General features: G+C 57.2%; 21 protein-coding genes. 11 read left to right on the top strand and 10 right to left on the bottom strand.

Annotated elements, in window-relative coordinates; translation table 11 throughout:
• Positions 1 to 26 precede the first annotated feature (26 nt).
• The 4 genes from dnaQ to ACR0CR_RS11750 are packed head-to-tail and all read right to left on the bottom strand — an operon-like array spanning position 27 to position 2,761.
• Complete coding sequence (gene dnaQ / locus ACR0CR_RS11735) at positions 27 to 749, bottom strand: DNA polymerase III subunit epsilon (protein ID WP_480599187.1); 723 nt, start codon at positions 747 to 749, stop codon at positions 27 to 29.
• A complete protein-coding gene (coaE, locus tag ACR0CR_RS11740; RefSeq protein WP_480599189.1) occupies positions 742 to 1,335 on the bottom strand; it encodes a dephospho-CoA kinase in 594 nt (197 codons plus the stop codon). Before coaE ends, dnaQ begins: the two co-directional genes overlap by 8 nt.
• Positions 1,332 to 2,165 carry a shikimate dehydrogenase gene (locus tag ACR0CR_RS11745; RefSeq protein ID WP_480599191.1) on the bottom strand — a complete coding sequence of 278 codons (834 nt, stop codon included), beginning with the start codon at positions 2,163 to 2,165 and terminating at the stop codon, positions 1,332 to 1,334. The genes coaE and ACR0CR_RS11745 overlap by 4 nt, the downstream gene beginning before the upstream one ends.
• Positions 2,162 to 2,761, bottom strand: a complete 600-nt coding sequence (locus ACR0CR_RS11750; protein ID WP_480599193.1) for a Maf family protein — start codon at positions 2,759 to 2,761, stop codon at positions 2,162 to 2,164. Before ACR0CR_RS11750 ends, ACR0CR_RS11745 begins: the two co-directional genes overlap by 4 nt.
• Positions 2,762 to 3,165: 404 nt before the next feature.
• On the opposite strand from ACR0CR_RS11750, the gene ACR0CR_RS11755 reads away from it, so the two are divergent.
• From ACR0CR_RS11755 to ACR0CR_RS11785, 7 genes are all read left to right on the top strand, one after another.
• Entirely contained in the window at positions 3,166 to 3,615 is a 450-nt protein-coding gene (locus ACR0CR_RS11755) for a CopD family protein (RefSeq protein ID WP_480599195.1), read from the top strand.
• Between the two features lie 125 nt (positions 3,616 to 3,740).
• Positions 3,741 to 5,012: a transcription termination factor Rho gene (gene rho / locus ACR0CR_RS11760; RefSeq protein WP_480599199.1), complete on the top strand. Its 1,272-nt coding sequence runs from the start codon at positions 3,741 to 3,743 to the stop codon at positions 5,010 to 5,012.
• Positions 5,013 to 5,042: 30 nt separating this feature from the next.
• Positions 5,043 to 6,329, top strand: coding sequence for a tRNA uridine-5-carboxymethylaminomethyl(34) synthesis GTPase MnmE (mnmE, locus tag ACR0CR_RS11765; RefSeq protein ID WP_480599202.1), 1,287 nt, complete (start codon positions 5,043 to 5,045; stop codon positions 6,327 to 6,329).
• A 12-nt stretch (positions 6,330 to 6,341) separates the two neighbouring features.
• Positions 6,342 to 8,210 carry a tRNA uridine-5-carboxymethylaminomethyl(34) synthesis enzyme MnmG gene (gene mnmG, locus ACR0CR_RS11770; protein ID WP_480599204.1) on the top strand — a complete coding sequence of 623 codons (1,869 nt, stop codon included), beginning with the start codon at positions 6,342 to 6,344 and terminating at the stop codon, positions 8,208 to 8,210.
• Positions 8,207 to 8,821, top strand: coding sequence for a 16S rRNA (guanine(527)-N(7))-methyltransferase RsmG (gene rsmG, locus ACR0CR_RS11775; RefSeq protein WP_480599207.1), 615 nt, complete (start codon positions 8,207 to 8,209; stop codon positions 8,819 to 8,821). The genes mnmG and rsmG overlap by 4 nt, the downstream gene beginning before the upstream one ends.
• Entirely contained in the window at positions 8,814 to 9,617 is an 804-nt protein-coding gene (locus ACR0CR_RS11780; protein ID WP_480599208.1) for a ParA family protein, read from the top strand. The genes rsmG and ACR0CR_RS11780 overlap by 8 nt, the downstream gene beginning before the upstream one ends.
• Positions 9,618 to 9,637: 20 nt before the next feature.
• A complete protein-coding gene (locus tag ACR0CR_RS11785; RefSeq protein ID WP_480599211.1) occupies positions 9,638 to 10,531 on the top strand; it encodes a ParB/RepB/Spo0J family partition protein in 894 nt (297 codons plus the stop codon).
• Here the strand turns inward: ACR0CR_RS11785 and ACR0CR_RS11790 are convergent.
• Genes ACR0CR_RS11790 through rph form a run of 4 tightly spaced genes read right to left on the bottom strand, consistent with a single transcriptional unit; the run spans position 10,521 to position 13,346 of the window.
• On the bottom strand, positions 10,521 to 10,874 hold the full coding sequence (locus ACR0CR_RS11790) for a YbaN family protein (protein ID WP_480599213.1): 354 nt from the start codon (positions 10,872 to 10,874) through the stop codon (positions 10,521 to 10,523). The genes ACR0CR_RS11785 and ACR0CR_RS11790 overlap by 11 nt on opposite strands.
• Positions 10,875 to 10,877: 3 nt before the next feature.
• Positions 10,878 to 12,032, bottom strand: coding sequence for a radical SAM family heme chaperone HemW (gene hemW / locus ACR0CR_RS11795; RefSeq protein WP_480599216.1), 1,155 nt, complete (start codon positions 12,030 to 12,032; stop codon positions 10,878 to 10,880).
• The gene (gene rdgB, locus ACR0CR_RS11800; protein ID WP_480599218.1) at positions 12,022 to 12,636 is read right to left on the bottom strand and encodes an RdgB/HAM1 family non-canonical purine NTP pyrophosphatase; all 615 of its coding nucleotides are present in this window, start codon (positions 12,634 to 12,636) and stop codon (positions 12,022 to 12,024) included. Before rdgB ends, hemW begins: the two co-directional genes overlap by 11 nt.
• Positions 12,633 to 13,346 (bottom strand): ribonuclease PH, encoded by a 714-nt coding sequence (gene rph / locus ACR0CR_RS11805; protein WP_299950113.1) that lies wholly within the window; start codon positions 13,344 to 13,346, stop codon positions 12,633 to 12,635. The genes rdgB and rph overlap by 4 nt, the downstream gene beginning before the upstream one ends.
• Before the next feature lie 112 nt (positions 13,347 to 13,458).
• Here rph and hrcA point away from each other — a divergent pair, with 112 nt between their 5' ends.
• Together hrcA and ACR0CR_RS11815 are read left to right on the top strand one after the other, a co-directional pair.
• Positions 13,459 to 14,523: a heat-inducible transcriptional repressor HrcA gene (gene hrcA / locus ACR0CR_RS11810; protein ID WP_480599221.1), complete on the top strand. Its 1,065-nt coding sequence runs from the start codon at positions 13,459 to 13,461 to the stop codon at positions 14,521 to 14,523.
• Between the two features lie 10 nt (positions 14,524 to 14,533).
• On the top strand, positions 14,534 to 15,097 hold the full coding sequence (locus tag ACR0CR_RS11815) for a nucleotide exchange factor GrpE (protein ID WP_480599224.1): 564 nt from the start codon (positions 14,534 to 14,536) through the stop codon (positions 15,095 to 15,097).
• A 57-nt stretch (positions 15,098 to 15,154) separates the two neighbouring features.
• Here ACR0CR_RS11815 and mutS read toward each other — a convergent pair whose 3' ends face one another.
• Entirely contained in the window at positions 15,155 to 17,770 is a 2,616-nt protein-coding gene (mutS, locus tag ACR0CR_RS11820; RefSeq protein WP_480599575.1) for a DNA mismatch repair protein MutS, read from the bottom strand.
• Positions 17,771 to 17,931: 161 nt separating this feature from the next.
• Here mutS and ACR0CR_RS11825 point away from each other — a divergent pair, with 161 nt between their 5' ends.
• A complete protein-coding gene (locus tag ACR0CR_RS11825) occupies positions 17,932 to 20,187 on the top strand; it encodes an NADP-dependent malic enzyme (RefSeq protein ID WP_480599226.1) in 2,256 nt (751 codons plus the stop codon).
• 3 nt (positions 20,188 to 20,190) lie between these two features.
• Complete coding sequence (locus ACR0CR_RS11830; RefSeq protein ID WP_480599228.1) at positions 20,191 to 21,060, top strand: ribokinase; 870 nt, start codon at positions 20,191 to 20,193, stop codon at positions 21,058 to 21,060.
• Here the strand turns inward: ACR0CR_RS11830 and msrA are convergent.
• Complete coding sequence (gene msrA, locus ACR0CR_RS11835) at positions 21,057 to 21,728, bottom strand: peptide-methionine (S)-S-oxide reductase MsrA (protein WP_480599230.1); 672 nt, start codon at positions 21,726 to 21,728, stop codon at positions 21,057 to 21,059. The two genes, ACR0CR_RS11830 and msrA, sit on opposite strands and share 4 nt — an antisense overlap.
• Between the last annotated feature and the right edge of the window lie 63 nt (positions 21,729 to 21,791).

Below are 21,791 nucleotides of genomic sequence, written 5' to 3' on the forward strand. Positions count from 1 at the left end.
CCGAGATGACCCGCGCCGGGGTCGTCTCAGGCGCGGGTCCAAAGGGCGGCTTCGCCCAATTTCTCAACAAATGCGTCATGAGCCGCGCGTTCGTCTTCGGTGATCCGGGACGGCAAGGCATTTGCCCGCGCTGATGGTCGCCATTCGTCACCACCCCCGGCGCCCGCCGAAGCTGCTGTCGACAAACCGAAATCCGGCTGACGACCACCGATCAGCTCCAGATAAACTTCGGCCAAAATCTCGGAATCAAGCAAGGCCCCGTGCAGTACCCGGTTCGAGTTGTCGATATTGAACCGTCGGCACAGCGCATCCAGCGAGGCTGGGGAGCCGGGGAACCGCTTGCGCGCGATTGCCAATGTGTCCAGCGCCTGCTCCATCGGGATCAGCGGCAGGCCCATCCATCCCAATTCGGCGTTTAGGAACTTCATATCGAAAGAGGCATTGTGGATGACCAGCTTTGCGTCGCCGACGAAATCCCGAAACCCTTGACCCACCTTGGCAAACACCGGTTTGTCTCTCAGCGTCACTTCGCCCTTTTCCGGTGGGCGGGGAGTTTCAAGCAAATCGGGGCCGATGCCGTGTACGCCGAACGCCTCTTCGGGCATGGAACGTTCGGGGTTGATATAGACGTGGTAGGTTTCGCCCGTGGCCACATGGTTCCAAAGCTCGACCGCGCCGATTTCTACGATCCGGTCCCCGCTTTCGGGATCAAACCCTGTGGTTTCGGTGTCCAGAACAATCTCACGCATCTGCCATTCCCGCCCGTATTTGCCTGACCACATCCTGCACCTGCGCGCGGGCATGGTCCAGAGAGTCAGTGACAATCACAAAATCCGAGCGCCCGCATTTTTCGTCATTCGGCATCTGCTTGGACAGAATCTGTTCGAACTGCGTCTCGCTCATTGTTCCGCGTTCCATTACCCGGCGTTTTTGTTCTTCTGCGGGGACCGACACGCAAGCAACGGCATCCATTGCCGTATGTCCACCGGTCTCAAAGAGCAGGGGAATGTCAAAGACCAAAATATCCGACTGCGCAAGATCGCGAAATGCAGAACGATCTGCAGCAACCAGCGGGTGCACAATACTCTCGATGACCTTCAACATGGTCGGGTCTTTGGCGATGATATGTTTCAGCGCATCCCGGCTGACCGCACCATCAACAATTGCCAAGGGAAATGCGTCCCGCATCGGCGCAACCGCTGCACCACCCGCTGAATAAAGCCTGTGCACCGCCGCATCCGCATCCCAGACTGCGCAGCCTTCGTCGGCAAACATCTGTGCGGTCGTGCTTTTGCCCATCCCGATGGAACCGGTCAGGCCAAGCGCAAACCTCATGCCAGCACCACGGCGCGAAGTTCGTCATCCACCTCGGGGCGTACCCCAAACCAGCGTTCAAATCCGGGGATCGCCTGGTACAGCAACATGCCAAGGCCGTCGACTGCGGTGCATCCGGCTTCTTCCGCCGATTGCAGCAAGCGGGTTTTCAGCGGCGTATAGACCAGGTCGGTCACAACAGCGCCAGGCTGCAAGCCGTCCAAAGGCACGCGAAGCTCGGGCTGACCCTGCATGCCTAAAGACGTCGTATTGACCACCAATTCCGCATTTTCGATGACGTTTCCGGCCTGAACCCAATCCACTACTGTGATACGTTTCCCGAATTCCTCTTTCAGATGGTCCGCGCGGGTCCGAGTCCTGTTGGACAGCAAAATCTCGGGCACGCCAGCCTCGGCCAGCGCCTGCAACACCGCGCGCGCTGCACCGCCTGCGCCAAAAACCACCGCTGGCCCATCCGCAGGGTTCCAATCCGGTGCGCCGCTGCGAAGGTTTTGCATGAATCCAAAGCCATCCGTGTTGTCGGCGTGGATCGATCCATCCTCGCGAAACACCAGCGTATTGGCCGCTCCGATCACCGAGGCCCGGTCCGAGACATGATCAGCCAGTCGCATCGCGGCTTCTTTATGCGGGACGGTCACGTTGGTTCCGACGAACCCTGCCTTGGGCAGAGTGCGTAAAACGGTTTCAAGATCTGCAGGCGCAACATCCATCGGCACATAGTGACCAGCCAGCCCGTGTGATTTCAGCCAATGACCGTGCAGCTTGGGTGATTTGGAATGCGCAACCGGATGGCCGATGACGCCGGCCAAAGGGATTTGGTGGTCCATCATTGATCGATCACGCCTTTCACAGCCAGAAAATTGAGTAGTTCCAACAGAGGCATACCCAAAACGTTAAAATAGTCGCCGTCAATGGTTGCAAACAGGCGCACGCCTTCTTCTTCCAATTTATATGCTCCCACCGCATGCCGGATGCTGTCCCAGTTGCGGTCAATGTAATCCCGCAGGTAAGCGTCGGAACTCATGCGCATCCGCAGACGCACCTGACCGACATGCCGCCAGATCGGTTCGCCACTTTGATAGATGACAGCCGCCGACAACAACATATGCCGCTTGCCGCGCATGGACTTCAGCTGCGCTATTGCATCTTCGGGCGTCTGCGGCTTCGACAGCAAACCGCCTTCAAAATCCAGAACCTGATCACAGCCCAAAACCATCGTGCCGGGGTTCTTGTCGCTGACCTTGCGCGCCTTCATCTCGGCCAGAGTATCGGCGATGTCGCGCGGACTGGCACCCTCGGCCAACAAGGCCCGTTTGGCGCTGTCTTCATCGACCCGTGCAGTTTGCACAGTGAATGGCACGCCCGCATTCTGCAAAAGCTGCGCGCGAATGGAGGACCCCGAAGCCAGAATGATGGGGACAGACATGTGGAAAACCCCCTGAGCAAATCGTTGAGCGTTCTGGCATGGTTTGTATGGTTTTCCTGTTGACACGCAAGCCCGGGATTTTTTGGTGAAACGTCCCGGATTCGCTCGAACCCTGTCCATCTGGGGCAAGGATAACTTGGATCAGCGGGATAACCGAATTCTCCGAAGTTACCCAACAGGTTATCCCCAGAAGTATCGAGCCTGTATGCCATTAAACGTTTGATTTATATCAGTAAAATATTCTCTTAACAGAATCACATCTCGCATCCGGATTTCTATCCACCTGGGGAAAACGCATGTGTAAAAAAGTAATCCACCGAATTTAATCTCCCTACAAAACCATCATCCTTTTTCTTTTCTATTTTTTTTATTAGGGAGTGTTCCGAGAACTGTCCGGAGCCGGAATGTCTGATCTTCTTTTCACGATCTACCCTTGGGTGAAGTCGGTGCACATCATGGCCGTGATCTCATGGATGGCAGGGTTGTTCTACTTACCGCGACTGTTTGTGTATCATGTCGAAAAGGCGCAGGCTGTCGACGGTGCGGAACCCATTTTCTTTGAAATGGAAGAAAAGCTGCTGCGCGTGATCATGCGCCCCGCAATGATTGCCGCTTGGGTTTGTGGTCTGATCATGGTTTTCACACCGGGTATCGTCGGGTGGGACTTTGCATGGCCTTGGGTCAAGGGTGCTGGCGTGATCGCGATGACCTGGTTTCATCATTGGCTGCTGGCACGGCGCAAGGATTTCTTTGAAGGGCGAAACAAGCTCACTGGGCGGCAGTTTCGCATGATGAACGAGGTTCCGACCCTTTTGATGATCTTTATCGTTCTGGCGGTCGTTCTGAAGTTCTGAGGCGCTGTTTGACTCCGGTCGCTGACGCGCTTATGTAGGGATCAACGCGCCCGTCCGGGCGAAGTGCATCCCGTATTGAAATTCCATCCCGTGCCGCGATCCTTGCGGCCAAGGTTCGTATCATCATGACAACTGAATCCCTGAATCTGGCTGACCTGAAGGCCAAAAGCCCCAAAGACCTTCTGGCGATGGCCGAAGAACTGGAGATCGAAAACGCCTCGACCATGCGTAAGGGCGAGATGATGTTCCAGATCCTGCGCGAACGCGCGGATGAGGGCTGGACCGTCGGCGGCGACGGTGTGCTTGAGGTGCTGCAGGACGGGTTCGGCTTTTTGCGTTCGCCTGAGGCGAACTATCTGCCGGGTCCAGACGACATCTATGTCTCGCCCGACATGATCCGCCTGCATTCGCTGCGCACCGGTGACACCGTTGAGGGCGAAATCAAGGCCCCTGACGACAATGAGCGTTACTTCGCGCTGACCAAGGTTACCAAGATCAACTTTGAAGAGCCTGAGAAAGCAAAGCACAAGATTCTGTTCGACAACCTGACGCCGCTCTACCCCGAAGAGCGTCTGAAGATGGAGATCGAGGATCCCACCATTAAAGACAAGTCGGCCCGAGTGATCGATTTGGTCTCGCCCATTGGTAAAGGCCAGCGGTCGCTGATCGTGGCGCCGCCGCGGACGGGTAAGACAGTGATCCTGCAGAACATTGCGCACTCGATCGAACAGAACCACCCGGAGTGCTATCTGATCGTCCTTCTGATCGATGAACGCCCGGAAGAGGTGACGGACATGCAGCGCTCGGTTAAGGGTGAGGTTGTGTCCTCAACTTTCGACGAACCCGCAACGCGCCACGTAGCCGTATCCGAAATGGTGATCGAAAAAGCTAAGCGTTTGGTCGAACATAAACGAGATGTTGTTATTCTTCTAGATTCAATCACAAGACTTGGTAGGGCGTTTAACACAGTGGTCCCGTCCTCGGGTAAAGTTCTGACCGGTGGTGTGGATGCGAATGCGCTGCAAAGGCCCAAGCGTTTCTTTGGTGCGGCCCGGAACATCGAAGAGGGTGGTTCGCTGACCATTATCGCGACTGCTCTGATCGACACCGGTAGCCGGATGGACGAAGTGATCTTCGAAGAATTCAAAGGCACCGGTAACTCGGAAATCGTGTTGGACCGCAAGATCGCTGACAAGCGCGTGTTCCCGGCGATCGACATCCTCAAGTCCGGCACCCGGAAAGAGGATCTGCTGGTCGACAAGGGCGATCTGGCGAAGACCTTCGTTCTGCGCCGCATCCTCAACCCGATGGGTACGACCGACGCAATCGAGTTCCTGTTGTCCAAGTTGAAACAGACGAAGACAAATGGCGAGTTCTTCGATTCGATGAACACCTGACACAGGTCTTAACTGACGCGAGGCCTTCGAATGGATACGATATTCGCCTTGGCCAGCGCGCAAGGCAAAGCCGGGGTGGCGGTCATCCGCCTCTCTGGTCCCTTGGCGCATGATGCTGCGGCCAGTTTGACCAGCGATGCTTTGCCAAAACGCGGAATGCGGGTGCGGACCTTGCGAACGCCGGATGGGTCTCGGCTTGATGATGGGCTGGTTCTGACATTCCAGGCCCCGGCGAGTTTCACTGGCGAGGATGTGGCCGAGCTGCAGATTCACGGCAGTATTGCAACGGTGAATGCCGTCATGCGCAGCTTGTCGGATACCGATGGTCTGCGATTGGCAGATCCCGGTGAATTTACCCGCCGTGCGCTTGAAAACGGCAAGATGGACCTGACTCAGGTCGAAGGCTTGGCCGATCTGATTGACGCCGAAACCGAAATACAACGAAAGCAAGCACAGACCATTCTGACAGGCGCTTTGGGAGATCTGGCGGAACGGTGGCGCAAGGACTTAATCCGAGCGGCGTCTTTGTTGGAGGCGGTCATAGACTTTGCTGACGAAGAAGTTCCCACAGACGTGACGCCCGAAGTGCGTTCGCTCTTGTCCGGTGTGATGACCGAGCTGAAGCGCGAAGCACAAGGGGTTCAGATCGCTGAGCGTATACGAGCCGGATTTGAAGTTGCGATTGTTGGTCCTCCCAATGCAGGAAAATCCACCCTGTTAAACGCCTTGGCTGGGCGAGATGCGGCGATAACATCAGAATATGCCGGAACAACTCGGGATGTCATCGAGGTTCGTATGGATCTTGCGGGCTTGCCGGTGACGCTTTTGGATACAGCGGGGCTGCGCGAAACCGAGGATCATGTCGAAAATCTGGGTATCTTGCTTGCCAAGAAACGCGCGGAAGGGGCTGACTTGCGCGTGTTCTTGACAGATGACCCGGCGGAGCTTGGAGTTGAGGTACAGCCTGACGACATACAGGTACTCCCTAAGGCCGACCTTCGGAAAATCGCCGATGGCGGTATTTCCGGAAAAACCGGGCAGGGGATTGATCGTCTTGTAGAGCAGATTTCGCGTGTACTGGTTGCCAGGACCACTAGCCATGGTGTTGCAACCCGCGAGAGGCACCGCGTTGCGCTGAATAAGGCAGGTGATGTTTTGGGTGTTGCGCTGGAGGTTCTGGAATCGGGATCGGATATGTATGATGTGGCAGCAGAAGAACTGCGCGCGGCCATCAGAGCTTTGGAGTCACTGGTGGGGCGAATCGGTGTTGAAGATTTGCTGGACGAAATATTCTCGAGCTTTTGCTTGGGTAAATGAGGAGTGTTTCACGTGAAACATTCAAAATTCGATGTGATTGTCATTGGCGCAGGGCATGCGGGGACTGAAGCCGCGCATGCGGCGGCGCGTATGGGTGCCGAAACAGCGCTTGTCACCCTGTCGGCGTCAGATATTGGTGTAATGTCCTGTAATCCGGCGATCGGTGGATTAGGAAAAGGCCACCTCGTTCGTGAAATCGACGCTATGGATGGCGTGATGGGGCGCGTTGCTGATCAGGCTGGAATCCAGTTTCGGCTTTTGAACCGCAGGAAAGGCCCCGCGGTACAAGGGCCTAGAACGCAAGCAGATCGAAGCCTGTACCGAATGGCTATGCAGGCGGTGACGCACTCCCAAAAGGGGCTTTCCGTCGTCATTGGTGAGGTCGTTGACTTTCTGATGTCCGGCTCACGTGTGGCTGGTGCCAAGCTGACTGATGGGTCCGAGTTGCACGCTGACGCCGTCATTCTCACGTCTGGAACCTTTCTGCGCGGCGTCATCCACATTGGCGACTACGCCCGCCCGGGCGGGCGTATGGGAGATCGCCCATCCGTTAAATTGGCTGAACGGCTCGACAGTTTTGAACTTCCGCTTGGACGCTTGAAGACCGGAACGCCGCCCAGGTTGGATGGGCGATCGATCGACTGGTCAGACCTTGAACGACAGGATGGGGACGAAGACCCAACCTTGTTTTCGTTCCTGTCAACAACGGTTACGGCTCCGCAAATTTCGTGTGGGATCACGCATACGAACACCCGCACCCATGAAATCATTGAAAAAAACCTGTCACGATCTGCCATGTATGGGGGTCATATCGACGGGGTAGGCCCAAGGTATTGCCCATCGATCGAAGACAAGATCGTGCGATTTGGCGACAAGGAATCCCATCAGATTTTCCTTGAGCCAGAAGGTGTTAACGACCACACTGTTTATCCAAACGGAATTTCGACGTCATTGCCACAGGATGTACAGCTGGAATACGTCCGCTCGATCAAGGGGCTGGAGCGCGCCGAAATCCTGCAGCCGGGTTATGCCATTGAGTATGACTATGTCGATCCGCGTGTGCTAACATCATCGCTTGCACTTCCGGATGTGCCCGGGCTCTTCCTGGCCGGGCAGATCAATGGAACAACGGGATACGAAGAGGCGGCCGCCCAAGGCTTGGTGGCCGGTCTGAATGCTGCTTTAAGCGTTTTTGGAAAAGACCCCGTCCAGTTTACCCGTTCCGATAGCTATATAGGTGTCATGATTGATGATCTAACAACGCGCGGTGTCGCGGAACCCTACCGCATGTTCACGTCTCGCGCAGAATTCAGGTTATCATTGCGCGCGGATAACGCTGACCAGCGGCTGACTCCCGTTGGGATTAAGTTGGGTTGCATCGCGGACAACAGGAATCGGTCCTTTCATACCAAAATGGTAAAAATTGATGCGGCCAAATCTCGTTTGACAGCGCGCGCATATACACCAACAGAAATGCGGGCGGCTGGAATTGACGTCAATCAGGATGGCAACAGAAGAGATGGCATCGCGATTTTGGCGTTTCCGAAAGTTTCTTTTGATGATCTCATTCTTTTGGAACCCGATCTGGAAAACGTTGAACCGGACATCCGTTTACAGGTGGAGCGTGACGCGCTTTACGCGAATTACATCGAGCGACAGAAAAACGACGTTGCGGCGATGCGACGGGATGAATCTTATGAAATACCAAGGGATTTTGATTATTCGTCGCTGAACGGTCTTTCGTCTGAGATGAAGCAAAAACTATCGCATGCCCGGCCGGAGAATATCGCTCAGGCGGGTCGGGTTGAAGGCGTTACTCCGGCTGCGCTTACTTTGATACTTGCGAAGCTGCGTCGCACCCAAAAAGCCCTCAAGGCATGAATCAAGTGGATTCAAGAGCTTTGGGTGTTTCACGTGAAACATTCGAGAGGCTTTCGACATATGTGGACCTTGTCCAACGCTGGAATCCCAGGATAAATCTGGTTTCTCGCAATAGCCTTCAGGAAGTTTGGACAAGGCATATCCAGGATTCCGTTCAAGTCTACCGCTGTGCCGGGCAATTCGAGCACTGGGTCGACCTGGGTAGCGGAGGCGGATTTCCAGGGATGGCGTGTGCCATAATGGCAATGGAATATGCACCTAACGCACGATTCACACTTGTGGAAAGCGATCAACGCAAATGCGCATTTCTTCGCAATGTTGCCAGGGAAACAGGCGCAGCCTGCACGGTAATCTCAAAACGAATCGAGGCGGTTGACCCCTTGAATGCCGATATTGTTTCAGCGCGTGCCTTGGCTGATCTCTGCAAGCTATTGTCCTTTTGCGACAGGCATTTAAGCAGAACTGGAATAGCATTGTTGCCGAAAGGCGCGACCTGGAAAAAAGAGCTGCAAGACGCACGGGAAGAATGGAATTTCGACGCTGAGGTGATTACAAGCTTAACCGAGCCTCAGGCTGTAATCCTCAAGGTCAAAGGAGTGTCACGTGGTTGATTTGTCTCGTCCCTCAGGACCCAGGATAATCGCGGTCGCAAATCAAAAGGGCGGCGTCGGTAAAACAACAACCGCGATCAATCTGGCCGCTGGCTTATCCGAGGCGGGTTGCAAGGTTCTGGTGGTTGATTTGGACCCACAGGGCAATGCATCTACTGGCCTGGGCGTCGAAGACCGCGACTGGACGACCTATGATCTTATTTTGGACGACGCCCCACTTGAGGCGGTTGTGCAGGAAACTGAAATCGATGGGCTGTTTGTCGTCCCGGCAACCGTTGACTTGAGCTCTGCGGATATTGAGCTCATCTCAAACGAAAAACGCAGCTATCTGTTGCACGATGCCCTGCGGCAAACCGCGATTGACAAGTTCGACCTGGATTTTGTGTTGATCGACTGCCCGCCATCTCTGAATTTACTGACCGTAAACGCAATGGTCGCGGCCCATTCCGTATTGGTTCCACTTCAAAGCGAATTCTTTGCGCTTGAAGGGTTGTCGCAGCTGATGCTTACGATCCGAGAGGTTCGCCAGACGGCGAATCCGGATCTCAGAATCGAAGGTGTTGTGTTGACCATGTATGACAACCGCAACAACTTGTCCCGTCAGGTGGAAAAAGACGCGCGTGACAATCTGGGTGAGATGGTATTTAAAACCAAGATACCCAGAAATGTGCGTGTCAGCGAGGCTCCGTCTTACGCCTTGCCGGTACTGCAATATGACTCCGGGTCTTTGGGGGCGATGGCATATCGACACCTGGCGCGGGAGGTCATGCACAAAAACAACAAGGTCGCTGCATAGGCGACAGTGAGGAGCGTATCGTGGCCGTCAAAAAATCCAAACCTCGTGGCTTGGGCCGGGGACTTTCCGCCCTGATGGCGGATGTAACGCAAGAGGCGGACGGGCATTCCCTATCCGATCCTCGTCGCCCGGACATGAAAGTTCCAATCGAAAAGCTGAAGGCAAACCCAAACCAGCCCAGACGGACGTTCCTTCCGGAACAGCTGGCAGAGCTTGCTGCTTCGGTTAAGGAAAAAGGAATTATTCAGCCTCTGATTGTACGGGAAATCGACGGCGGAGAGTACGAAATCGTGGCCGGCGAACGTCGTTGGCGCGCGGCCCAGATGTCTCAGCTTCATGAAATCCCGGTTATTGTGCGTGATTTCGACGATACCGAAGTTTTGGAAGTCGCCATTATCGAGAACATTCAGCGTGCCGATCTGAACGCAGTGGAAGAGGCAGCGGGCTACAAACAACTCATGGACCGGTTCGGCCATACGCAGGAAAAACTGGCCGAGGCGCTAGGAAAAAGTCGCAGTCACATCGCGAACCTTCTGCGGTTGTTGTCTCTGCCTTTGGATGTGCAGAAACTGGTGATCGAGGGGAAACTGTCCGCCGGACATGCGCGTGCGCTGATAACAGCGGAGAACCCGTCCGAGCTGGCGAAAATCGTTGTGCGCGACGGTCTTTCGGTGCGCGCGACCGAAGCGTTGGTTAAGAAACAACAGGATGCACCGGTCAAGTCAGCCTCACAATCCAGGAATCTGGACGCGGGTAAGGACGCAGATACCCGTGCGCTGGAGAAGGACCTCTCGGCAATTCTGGCCATGAAGGTTTCGATCAACCACGAGGCTGGGACCGAAACCGGGCAAGTGGTGCTGACCTATGAAAATCTGGACCAGCTCGACGATCTGTGCGCCAAGCTCAGCCGTTAGGTCGGGTCCAGATAAAGGTCAATACGCCACACAAGACCACGGCCTGAATGAGAAGCACATAGGTCGGGACAGATATCAGAATGGAAATGCCAAAGACGGCAGCGATCGAGAGGGTCGCAGCTTTCTTGGCGGTCGGACGAATGGCGCCCGAGCTTTGCCAATCCAAAATCATGGGCCCGAAGGTCTGGTGGCTGATCAGCCAGGTGTGCAACCGAGATGAGGATCGGGCGAAGAAAAAGGCTGCCAACAGCAGAAAAGGTACGGTGGGCAACAAGGGCAGGGCGATGCCAATTACGGCAAGTGCAATGCAGGTCAATCCCAATGAAGCCCAGAGGTAACGCATCCCTTAACTCAGCAGCTCCCGGATCACTGAATTCAGGACAGCGCGCCCGTCCTTTGTGGCGATCAAGTGGCTCTCTGTCCGATGCACCATGCCAATATCGCTCAGTTCACTTATCTTGTCGTCAGACAATGAGTGTTCGGACATGGCGTTAAACCTACCTATATTTAGTCCTTCCGCAATTCTTAAACCCATCATAAGGTATTCGCTTGATTGATCTTGGTTGGGCAGCGGGGACCGCACGACTTCGCCATTGCCTGTCTTGACCGCCTTCAACCACCCTGCCGGGGACAAATGGGTCTCTGTCGCATATCTCTGCCCATCCAGCGTAACCCGACCGTGCGCGCCAGGGCCGATACCAACATAGTCGCCATAGCGCCAGTAGATCAGGTTGTGCCGCGATTCAGCCCCGCGCCGCGCGTGGTTTGAGACCTCATAAGCGGGAAGGCCATGCGCCTCGCAAATCTCTTGCGTGGCAAGATACATGTCGGCGGCGTTGTCATCTTCGGGCAGGCCACGCAGCTTGCCTAGTGCATAGCGGTCGCCAAAGGCGGTGCCGTCTTCGATGGTCAGCTGATACAACGACAAGTGATCGACCGCCATCGAGAGTGCTTCGGTCAATTCGGCACGCCACGCCTTCAAAGTCTGATGTTGGCGGGCATAGATCAGGTCAAAACTGACCCGATCGAAACAAGCGCGGGCAATGTCAAATGCGGCGCGGGCCTCGGCCACCGAGTGAATCCGCCCCAAACGGTGAAGGTCTTCGTCGTTCAACGCTTGTACGCCCATCGAGATTCGGTTGACCCCGGCGTCGCGATAGGCAGCGAACCGTCCCGCCTCGACCGAGCCGGGATTGGCCTCCAGCGTGACTTCCATGTCATTGGCAGGTCGCCAGAGCGCGCGGGCTTCGTCAATGACGGCAGCCACGGTTTCGGGATTCATCAGGGACGGGGTGCCACCGCCGAAAAAGATCGTGTTCAGCACCCGGTCAGGCGTTTCCGAGGCGGCGCGCCGCAATTCGGCCAAGTAGGCGTTAAGCCATTGTTTTTGATCTATATTGCGGGAAACATGACTGTTGAAGTCGCAATAGGGGCACTTGGCCTCGCAAAAGGGCCAGTGCACGTACAGGCCAAAGCCCCCGTTGCGCCAATCATCCGCCAAAACAGCCTTTCACGAACATCTCAACCGCGCGGCCGCGATGGCTGATCTTGTTCTTTTCCCAGCGATCCATCTCGGCAAAGGTAATGTCGTGGCCTTCGGGGACAAACATTGGGTCATAGCCGAACCCACCCTCGCCGCGGATGGGCCAGACCAAATGTCCGGGGGCGATGCCTTCGAACACCTCGTCGTGCCCGTCGGGCCAGGCTAAAACCAGCGTACTGCGGAACTGGGCAGTGCGGGGATGGGGCGCGTTCTTCGCGTCCAGCTCAGTGTGCGCGCGGGTCATGGCCATCAGAAAATCACGGCCATTGCCGGTTTCGGCCCAATCAGCAGTGTACACACCGGGTGCGCCGTCCAGCGCATCGATGGTGATCCCGGAATCGTCCGACAGGGCAGGCAGGCCGGTTGCTTGCGCGGCGGCATGGGCTTTGATCCGGGCATTGCCGACAAAAGTATCTTCGGTCTCGTCCGGTTCGGGCAGGTTCATGTCTGCTGCGCCCACCACAGTGACACCAAAGGGTTCGAGGAGATGCGCCATCTCCTCAAGCTTGCCCTTGTTGTGGGTGGCGACCAACAGTCTGTCACTGTCGAACTTGCGGGTCATGCGGTGGCGGCCTTTTGCGCAGCGGCCAGTTCTCCCACGCCTTTTTCAGCCAGATCCATCAGCTGATCCATCTGCGCGCGGCTGAAAACCGAACCTTCAGCGCTCATCTGCACTTCGATCAGCTTGCCTGAGCCTGTCATGATAAAGTTTCCATCCACGCCGGCTTCACTGTCTTCTGGATAATCCAGATCCAACACCGGCTGACCGGCGTAAATTCCACAAGAAACCGCCGCAACAGGGTCTACCAAAGGATCAGAGATCACATCACCGGTCTTCATCAATTTGTTCACCGCCAAACGCAGTGCAACCCAGCCTCCGGTGATCGACGCGCAGCGAGTGCCACCATCGGCCTGGATGACATCGCAGTCGACGGTAATCTGGCGTTCGCCCAACGCGACCCGGTCCACACCGGCCCGCAATGCACGGCCAATCAGGCGTTGGATTTCAACGGTGCGGCCGCCTTGCTTGCCCGAGGCTGCCTCACGCCGCATCCGTGTGTTTGTTGCGCGCGGTAGCATGCCGTATTCCGCCGTTACCCAACCCAGGCCCGAGCCTTTGATAAACGGCGGCACGCGATCCTCGATGGTGGCGGTGCACAGCACATGGGTGTCACCCATCTTGATGAGGCAAGACCCCTCGGCATGTTTGGTAAAGCCCGTCTCGATTGAAACGGCGCGCATTTCGTTTAGATCACGTCCTGAGGGTCGCATGTAAATTCCTTTGTTGGCTGGGTTTGGGATACCGCCCCGCGGCGTTACGATGCAACCCCGATTGACCTTTCATTTTCCTGCGATTTAATGACGTTCCAGCAGGGGACCGCCGATGAGCGAAGCAAGAAAAATTCTGGATGAGATGAACGACCGATCACGCGAAGTGTTTCGTTTGATCGTCGAAAGCTATCTGGACAGCGGCGAACCCGTCGGCAGCCGCACCCTGACCCGCACCCTGTCGGAAAAGGTTAGCGCCGCCACGGTGCGGAACGTGATGCAGGATCTGGAATTCCTGGGGCTTCTGGACAGTCCACATATCAGCGCAGGGCGCATTCCCACGCAGCAGGGGCTGCGGATGTTTGTCGATGGACTTCTTGAGGTCGGCGACCTGGGCGCGGATGACAAGAAAAAGCTGAATGACACATTAGGCTCTAACGCAGGCGATGTAGCCGGAATGTTGGACCGAGTGGGTTCAGCGCTGTCGAATGTGACACAAGGCGCCTCTCTGGTGCTGACGCCCAAGCATGAGGCGGAGATCAAGCATATCGAGTTTGTCTCGTTGGGCCATGATCGCGCTTTGGTGGTCTTGGTGTTCTCGGATGGCCATGTGGAAAATCGCCTGTTCACACCTCCGCCCGGTCAAACACCCAGTTCCATGCGCGAGGCGGCGAATTTCCTGAATGCTTTGATCGAGGGGCGCACGATCAGCGAAGTGCGTCGGCAGATGCTGTCGCAGATCGACGCGCGGAAACAGGAAATTGACGTTCTGGCGCGCGAGATGGTGGAAAGCGGGATTGCTGCTTGGGACAGTGAAGGGGGCGACTCGGCACGCCTGATTGTGCGCGGTCGGGCGAATCTTTTGGCAGATTCGGGAGAAACCGAAGAACTGGATCGCATCAGAACCCTGTTTGACGACCTGGAACGCAAACGTGACATCGCCGAATTTCTGGAATTGACCGAGGAAGGCGAAGGTGTGCGCATTTTTATTGGCTCTGAGAACAAACTTTTCTCACTTTCGGGTTCCTCTTTGGTGGTCTCTCCATATATGAACGCTGATCGTAAGATAATCGGTGCGGTTGGGGTCATCGGACCCACACGTCTGAACTATGGGCGGATCGTACCTATCGTGGATTATACGGCGCAACTGGTCGGCAAGTTGATTTCCGACCGGAGCTAAGGGGTAGAAGATGGCAGAGCCCAAGAACGAAGAATTTCTGGACGACATCATGTCCGCAGAAGCCGAAGAGCTGGCCGAGGAAATTGCCGAGATCAGTGATGAAGCGCTGGAGCTGGATGAATTGCGGGCGCAGCGGGACGATTTCAAGGACAAGTTTATGCGCGCATTGGCAGATGCCGAAAACGCGCGCAAACGCGGCGACAAAGCGCGCCGGGATGCGGAGCAATATGGTGGCTCGAAGCTGGCGCGGGACATGCTGCCGGTTTACGATAATATGAAACGCGCGCTTGAGGCTGCGACCGACGAGCAGAAAGAGGTTGCCGCCGGTCTGCTGGAAGGTGTCGAGTTAACGATGCGGGCACTGAAAGATGTGTTCCAGAAACACGGGATCGAAGTGATCACGCCTCAGGTCGGCGATCGGTTCGACCCGAATGTACATGAGGCGATGTTTGAAGCCCCGGTGCCGGGGACACGCGCGGGGGATATCATTCAGGTTTCTGCTGAAGGGTTTATGCTGCACGACCGATTGCTGCGTCCGGCGCAGGTAGGCGTGTCGTCGACACCTGCAAGCTGATTGGCCTCTACGAGGCCAAGCCTCCGGCGGAAGTATTTTGAACAGAAGAAGGGGCGGTCAGGATTTGGCCGCCTCTTTCAGTTTGTAGATTAGATCAAGCGCGTCCCGGGGGCTGAGTTCGTCCGGCAGGATATCGTGAAGCATATCCGTAACCGGAGTAGCCTTTGGTGCAGGCGGCGGTGGTGGTGGCGCTGCCGAGAAAAGGGGCAGGTCGTCAATCAGCGCTTTTTGTTTGCCACCCTCGCGTTCTGTCTTTTCCAATTGATCCAGGACGACGCGCGCGCGCTCGACCACTGAGGGCGGCAGCCCGGCGAGTTGGGCGACCTGCACGCCATAGGATCGATCAGCGGCACCTTTGTGGACTTCGTGCAGGAAGATGACCTCGCCCTCCCATTCCTTGACGGCGACAGTGGCGTTGTCGACGCCTTCCAGCTTGCCTGCCAGTGCGGTGAGTTCGTGGTAGTGGGTGGCGAACAACGCGCGGCATTGGTTGGCGGCATGGAGATGTTCCAGCGTGGCCCAGGCGATGGAAAGCCCGTCATAGGTGGCCGTTCCGCGCCCGATTTCATCCAGAATAACCAGCGCGCGATCATCGGCTTGATTGAGGATAGCGGCGGTTTCCACCATTTCGACCATAAAGGTCGAGCGGCCACGGGCCAGATCGTCCGAAGCGCCGACACGGCTGAACAATTGGCTGACGGCGCCGATATGGGCCTGTTCGGCGGGGACATAGCTGCCCATTTGGGCGAGCAATGCAATCAACGCGTTCTGGCGCAGGAAGGTTGATTTACCGGCCATGTTTGGGCCGGTCAGCAGCCAGATTGCGGAACCCTGATCGGCACTGAGGTCGCAGTCATTGGCGATGAAGGCATCGCCTGATTGTTGACGCAGCGCGTGTTCCACGACCGGGTGGCGGCCTGCTTTGATGTCGAACGCGCGGGAGGTGTCGACTTGGGGACGGCACCAGTTTTCCCCGCGTGCCAGATCGGCCAGAGCGGTGGTCAGATCCAGCTCGGCCAGCCCTCGGGCGGCTTGGTTCAGGCGGGCGGCGAGAGCGAGAATTTCACCAGAAAGCCTTTGATAGAGCCTCTTTTCGATTTCCAGTGCCAGATTCCCTGCGTTCAAGATGCGGGTCTCGATTTCCGAGAGTTCGACAGTGGTGAACCGCACCTGATTGGCGGTGGTCTGGCGGTGAATATAGGTTTCACTGAACGGTGGATTCAGCATCTTCTCGGCATGGGTGGCCGTGGTTTCGATGAAATAGCCCAGCACATTGTTGTGCTTGATCTTCAGCGAGGTGATGCCGGTATGTTCTGCGTATTTCTGCTGGAATCCCGCGATGACCGAACGGCCTTCGTCTCGCAATGTGCGGGCTTCATCCAGTTCTGTGTCGAAACCGGGGGCGATAAAGCCTCCATCGCGGGCCAGCAGGGGTGGTTCGGCCACAAGGGCTTCGTCCAGCAGGTTCATCAGGTCGTCGAACCCCACAAAATTTTGCAGAGCGGTCGACAGCAGAACGGGTAGATCCTGCGCGTCGCAGATTTCGGCAATTGCAGCCGCCTGAGTTAGGCCATTGCGGATGGCGGCCAGATCGCGCGGGCCGCCACGCTCCAGCGACAGGCGCGACAAGGCGCGGTCCAGGTCGGGGGTTTTGCGCAACGCCTCGCGTAGATCCGAAGCGATCAGGCTGTCCTCCGTGGCGAAACTCACAGCATCCAGCCGCGCGTGGATCACGTCCAGACTGCGCGACGGGCTGGACAGGCGCTGTTCCAGCAGACGTGCGCCGCCCGGTGTCACGGTGCGGTCGATGACCGAAAGCAATGATCCGGAGCGTCCGCCCGACAGCGACCGCGTCAGTTCCAGATTACGGCGCGTGGCGGCGTCAATCTGCACCACGCGGTCCTCGGATTCCTTGAGCGGCGTCTGTAGCAGGGGCAGTTTGCCCTTCTGTGTGATCTCCAGATAGTCGATCAGTGCGCCCATGGCCGAAATCTCGGCACGGCTGAACGACCCGAACGCATCCAGCGCGCCCACGTGAAACAGTCCGCAAATGCGTTTTTCCGCAGCTGTGCTGTCGAAGCTGGCGCGGCCAATGGGGGTTAGCGAGATACCCAGATCGCGGACGGTTTCGTTTAACGCCTGCTCCATCCCATCGCCCACGATCAATTCGGATGGGGCCAGCCGCGCCAGTTCGGGGCTTAGACGGACGGATGTCAACGGCATTACGTGAAACGCACCGGTCGAGATATCGGCCCAGGCCAAAGCGGCCTCATCCCGGACCTCGGCATATGCGGCCAGAAAGTTGTGGCGGCGGGCTTCCAAAAGCGCGTCTTCGGTCAGCGTGCCGGGGGTCACCAGACGCACGACATCGCGCCTAACCACTGATTTAGAGCCTCTTTTCTTCGCCTCGGCCGGGCTTTCCATCTGTTCGCATACGGCCACGCGAAAGCCCTTGCGGATCAGGGTCAGCAGATAACCCTCGGCCGAATGCACCGGCACGCCGCACATGGGGATATCCTCACCATTATGCTTGCCGCGTTTGGTCAGGGCGATGTCCAGCGCCTCGGCGGCGTTCACCGCGTCCTGAAAGAACATCTCATAGAAATCGCCCATGCGGTAGAACAGCAGGGCATCTGAATGGGCCTCTTTGATCTCAAGGTATTGCGCCATCATTGGCGTGACTGTGGACAAAAGCGGCCCCCTTTTGGCGTCTTCCGGGGGCGACCTTACAAATCCGCCCCGCGCGGCGAAAGGTGTAAACGTATTGTCGTTGAGGCGCAGCCCCGCCTGCGTTATGACGCATCAGCCCCGAAGTCATGGAAACGACCCAAAAGATGCCCAAAGCGAAGATCACCAAAGAAGAGGCGCTGGCCTTTCACCTGGACCCGACCCCCGGCAAGTGGGAGGTGCAGGCCACCGTTCCCATGACCACCCAGCGCGACTTGTCGCTGGCCTATAGCCCCGGTGTGGCCGTGCCCTGCGAGGCCATCGCCGAAGCGCCCGAGACGGCGTATGACTATACCAACAAGGGCAATCTGGTGGCCGTGATCTCGAACGGGACCGCCGTGTTGGGTCTTGGAAACTTGGGTGCGCTGGGCGGTAAGCCGGTGATGGAGGGTAAGGCGGTTCTGTTCAAACGCTTTGCTGACGTGAATTCGATCGATATCGAACTGGATACCGAAGACCCGGACGAGTTCTGCCGCGCGGTGAGGCTGATGGGGCCGACATTCGGCGGCATCAATCTGGAAGACATCAAAGCGCCCGAATGTTTCATCATTGAACAGCGCCTGAAGGAAGAAATGGACATCCCGGTCTTTCACGACGACCAGCACGGAACAGCGGTGATCTGCGCGGCCGGGCTGCTGAATGCGCTGCACATATCGGGCAAGAAGATCGAGGATGTGAAGATCGTTCTGAACGGGGCGGGCGCAGCGGGGATTGCCTGTATCGAATTGCTCAAGTCGATGGGTGCAAAACACGACAATTGCATTGTCTGTGACACTAAGGGCGTGATCTATCAGGGCCGGACCGAAGGGATGAACCAGTGGAAATCGGCCCATGCGATCACCACCGAATTGCGCACACTGGAAGAGGCCATGAAAGGGGCTGACGTGTTCCTTGGCGTGTCGGTCAAAGGTGCGGTCACGCAGGACATGGTTGCCAGCATGGCCGACAACCCGGTGATCTTTGCAATGGCAAACCCCGACCCCGAGATCACTCCGGAAGAAGCACACGAGGTGCGCGTGGATGCAATCGTGGCCACGGGGCGCAGCGATTACCCAAATCAGGTGAACAACGTATTGGGGTTTCCCTATCTGTTCCGCGGCGCGCTGGATATCCACGCACGCGCGATCAATGACGAGATGAAGATCGCCTGTGCCCATGCGCTGGCCAATCTTGCGCGTGAGGATGTGCCCGATGAGGTGGCGATGGCTTATGGCAAGACCCTGAGTTTTGGTCGGGACTACATCATCCCCACTCCGTTCGATCCACGCCTGATCCACCGCATCCCGCCCGCCGTGGCAAAGGCCGGGATGGATACCGGCGCCGCGCGGCGTCCGATCATCGATATGGAGGCCTATGAGCTGAGCCTGAAATCCCGCATGGACCCGACGGCCAGCATCCTGCGTGGCCTGAACGCAAGGGCGCGTCAGGCCCAAAGCCGGATGATCTTTGCCGAGGGCGACGACCCGCGCGTGCTGCGTGCGGCGGTGACATACCAGCGCTCGGGCTTTGGAAAGGCGCTGATTGTCGGGCGACCCGATGATGTAAAGGAAAAGCTGGATGCCGCCGGGCTTGGAGATGCCGCTCGCGAGCTTGAGGTCGTGAATGCGGCCAACACGATGCACTTGGGTACTTACAAGGAATTCCTGTATCAACGGCTGCAACGCAAGGGGTTTGACCGCAAGGATATTCATCGACTTGCCGCACGGGACAGGCACGTGTTTTCGGCTCTGATGCTGGCTCATGGGCATGCGGATGGTCTGGTGACCGGTGCGACGCGCAAATCGGCGCATGTGCTGGATCGGATCAATCATGTGTTTGATGCGGACGCCGCCCATGGCGCCGCAGGGGTGACCGCCTTGTTGCACAAAGGGCGGATCGTGCTGATCGGTGACACGCTGGTCCATGAATGGCCCGACGAAAACGATCTGGCCAACATCGCGGAACGATCGGCTGCGGTAGCGCGCCATATGGGGCTTGAGCCGCGCGTGGCATTCGTCAGTTTCTCGACCTTTGGCTATCCGGTGTCCGAGCGGGCCGAGAAAATGCATCGCGCCCCTGCGGTGCTGGACCGGCGCGGCGTCGATTTCGAGTACGAAGGCGAGATGACCGTGGATGTGGCTCTGAATGTGGATCAGCAGGCCAGCTATCCGTTCCAGCGTTTGACCGGCCCCGCGAATATCCTGATCGTGCCGGCGCGACACTCGGCCTCGATTTCGACCAAGCTGATGCAAGAGATGGGCGGCGCAACTGTCATCGGCCCGATTCTGTCCGGTATCGACAAGCCGATTCAGATTTGTTCTACGGTTTCCACGGCGAATGATATATTGAATATGGCTATCCTTGCTTCGTGCGATATTGGGTAAGTTATGACGATCTGGAACCTCGGCTCGATCAACGCGGACATGATTTATGACGTGCCGCACCTGCCCGCGCCGGGCGAGACGCTGTCCGCCAATCGGCTGGATCGTTTTCTGGGCGGCAAGGGTGCGAACATGTCTGTTGCGGCGGCGCGAGCCGGGGCACAGGTGGCGCATATCGGGGCTGTCGGTTCAGACGGTCGTTGGGCGAAGGATCGGCTGACTGAATACGGCGTGGACACGCGCCGTATCACGCAAGTTGAAATGCCGACGGGCCACGCCATCATCGCCGTGGATGCCAAAGGTGAGAACAACATCATTCTGTTTCAAGGTGCAAATCATGCGATAACCGAGGATCAGTTGGGGCAGGCATTGTCATCCGCCGCGCAAGGCGATCTGCTGGTGATGCAGAATGAGACCAACCTGCAGGTGGAAACTGCTCGGATGGGGCGTGATCTTGGCCTGACGGTCTGCTACGCTGCTGCACCCTTTCAGGCCGAGGCCGTGCAGGCCGTTCTGCCATATCTGGATTTCCTGATCCTGAACGAAGTTGAAGCCGAGCAACTGCGTGACGCAACCGGGCAATCTGTCACCGAATTGAACGTCTCGCATGTGATCATCACTCTGGGAGCCGACGGAGCAAGGTATTACCATGCAGGGGCCGCGGCAGATTTCCCGGCGCACAAGGTGAAGGCTGTGGATACAACAGGCGCGGGTGACACATTCACGGGTTATGTCTTGGCTGGTATGGACCGGGGAATGCCGTTGCCTCAGGCCATTTCACATGCGAACCGTGCCGCGGCCTTGATGGTCACGCGGCACGGTACGGCTGATGCCATCCCCGATTTGAAAGAGGTGCTTGCGGCGCGGTTCGATTAAGAACCTGCGAAAGGTGCCTCGTTGCCCCACAGCTGCTTGACGCGTGCATCCCGCCCGCAGGCTTTGCGATATGCTTTGTACGCGCTGTGCTGGCGTTTGGGTCCGAAACGCGTAAGGACCAGCTTTTTGCCCTTGTAATAGTCCTGATGGTATTCTTCGGCCGGGTAAAACGTTCCGGCTTGCAGGATCGGAGTCACCACGGTTTGGCCCAAAGCATTCTGCGCATTGGTCTTCGCGCGCTGGGCCGTTGCCTTTTCCCCAGCATTAGAGACGAATATGGCCGTGCGGTAGCTGTCGCCCCGGTCACAGAATTGACCGCCCGCATCGGTAGGGTCAACCGAGCGGAAGAACATGTTCAACAAGGTTTCGCGGGACACGCGCGCAGGGTCATACGTGATCTGGACAGCCTCATAGTGGCCGGACCCGCCCTTGGACACTTGATCGTATGTCGGGTTGGCCAGTTTGCCGCCGGTAAAGCCCGATACGGCCCCAATCACGCCTGGGACAGATTCAAAATCGGATTCGACGCACCAGAAACATCCCCCGGCAACCGTCAGGGTCTCGGTCCCAGCTGCGGGGGCTGGCGCAGCGCGCAGCAGGGCTGCAACGGTGATCAGAGCAAAAAGAAGCGTTGGTTTGACGTAGTCGAGGTAAGCAGTCCGAGTCATGGCAAGTCTCCTTCCATGGTCAGGCTGCCTTGACTTTGCACCCGGCGCAATCGGCTGAAATCG

The sequence above is a fragment of the Ruegeria sp. AM2 genome (assembly GCF_056540685.1).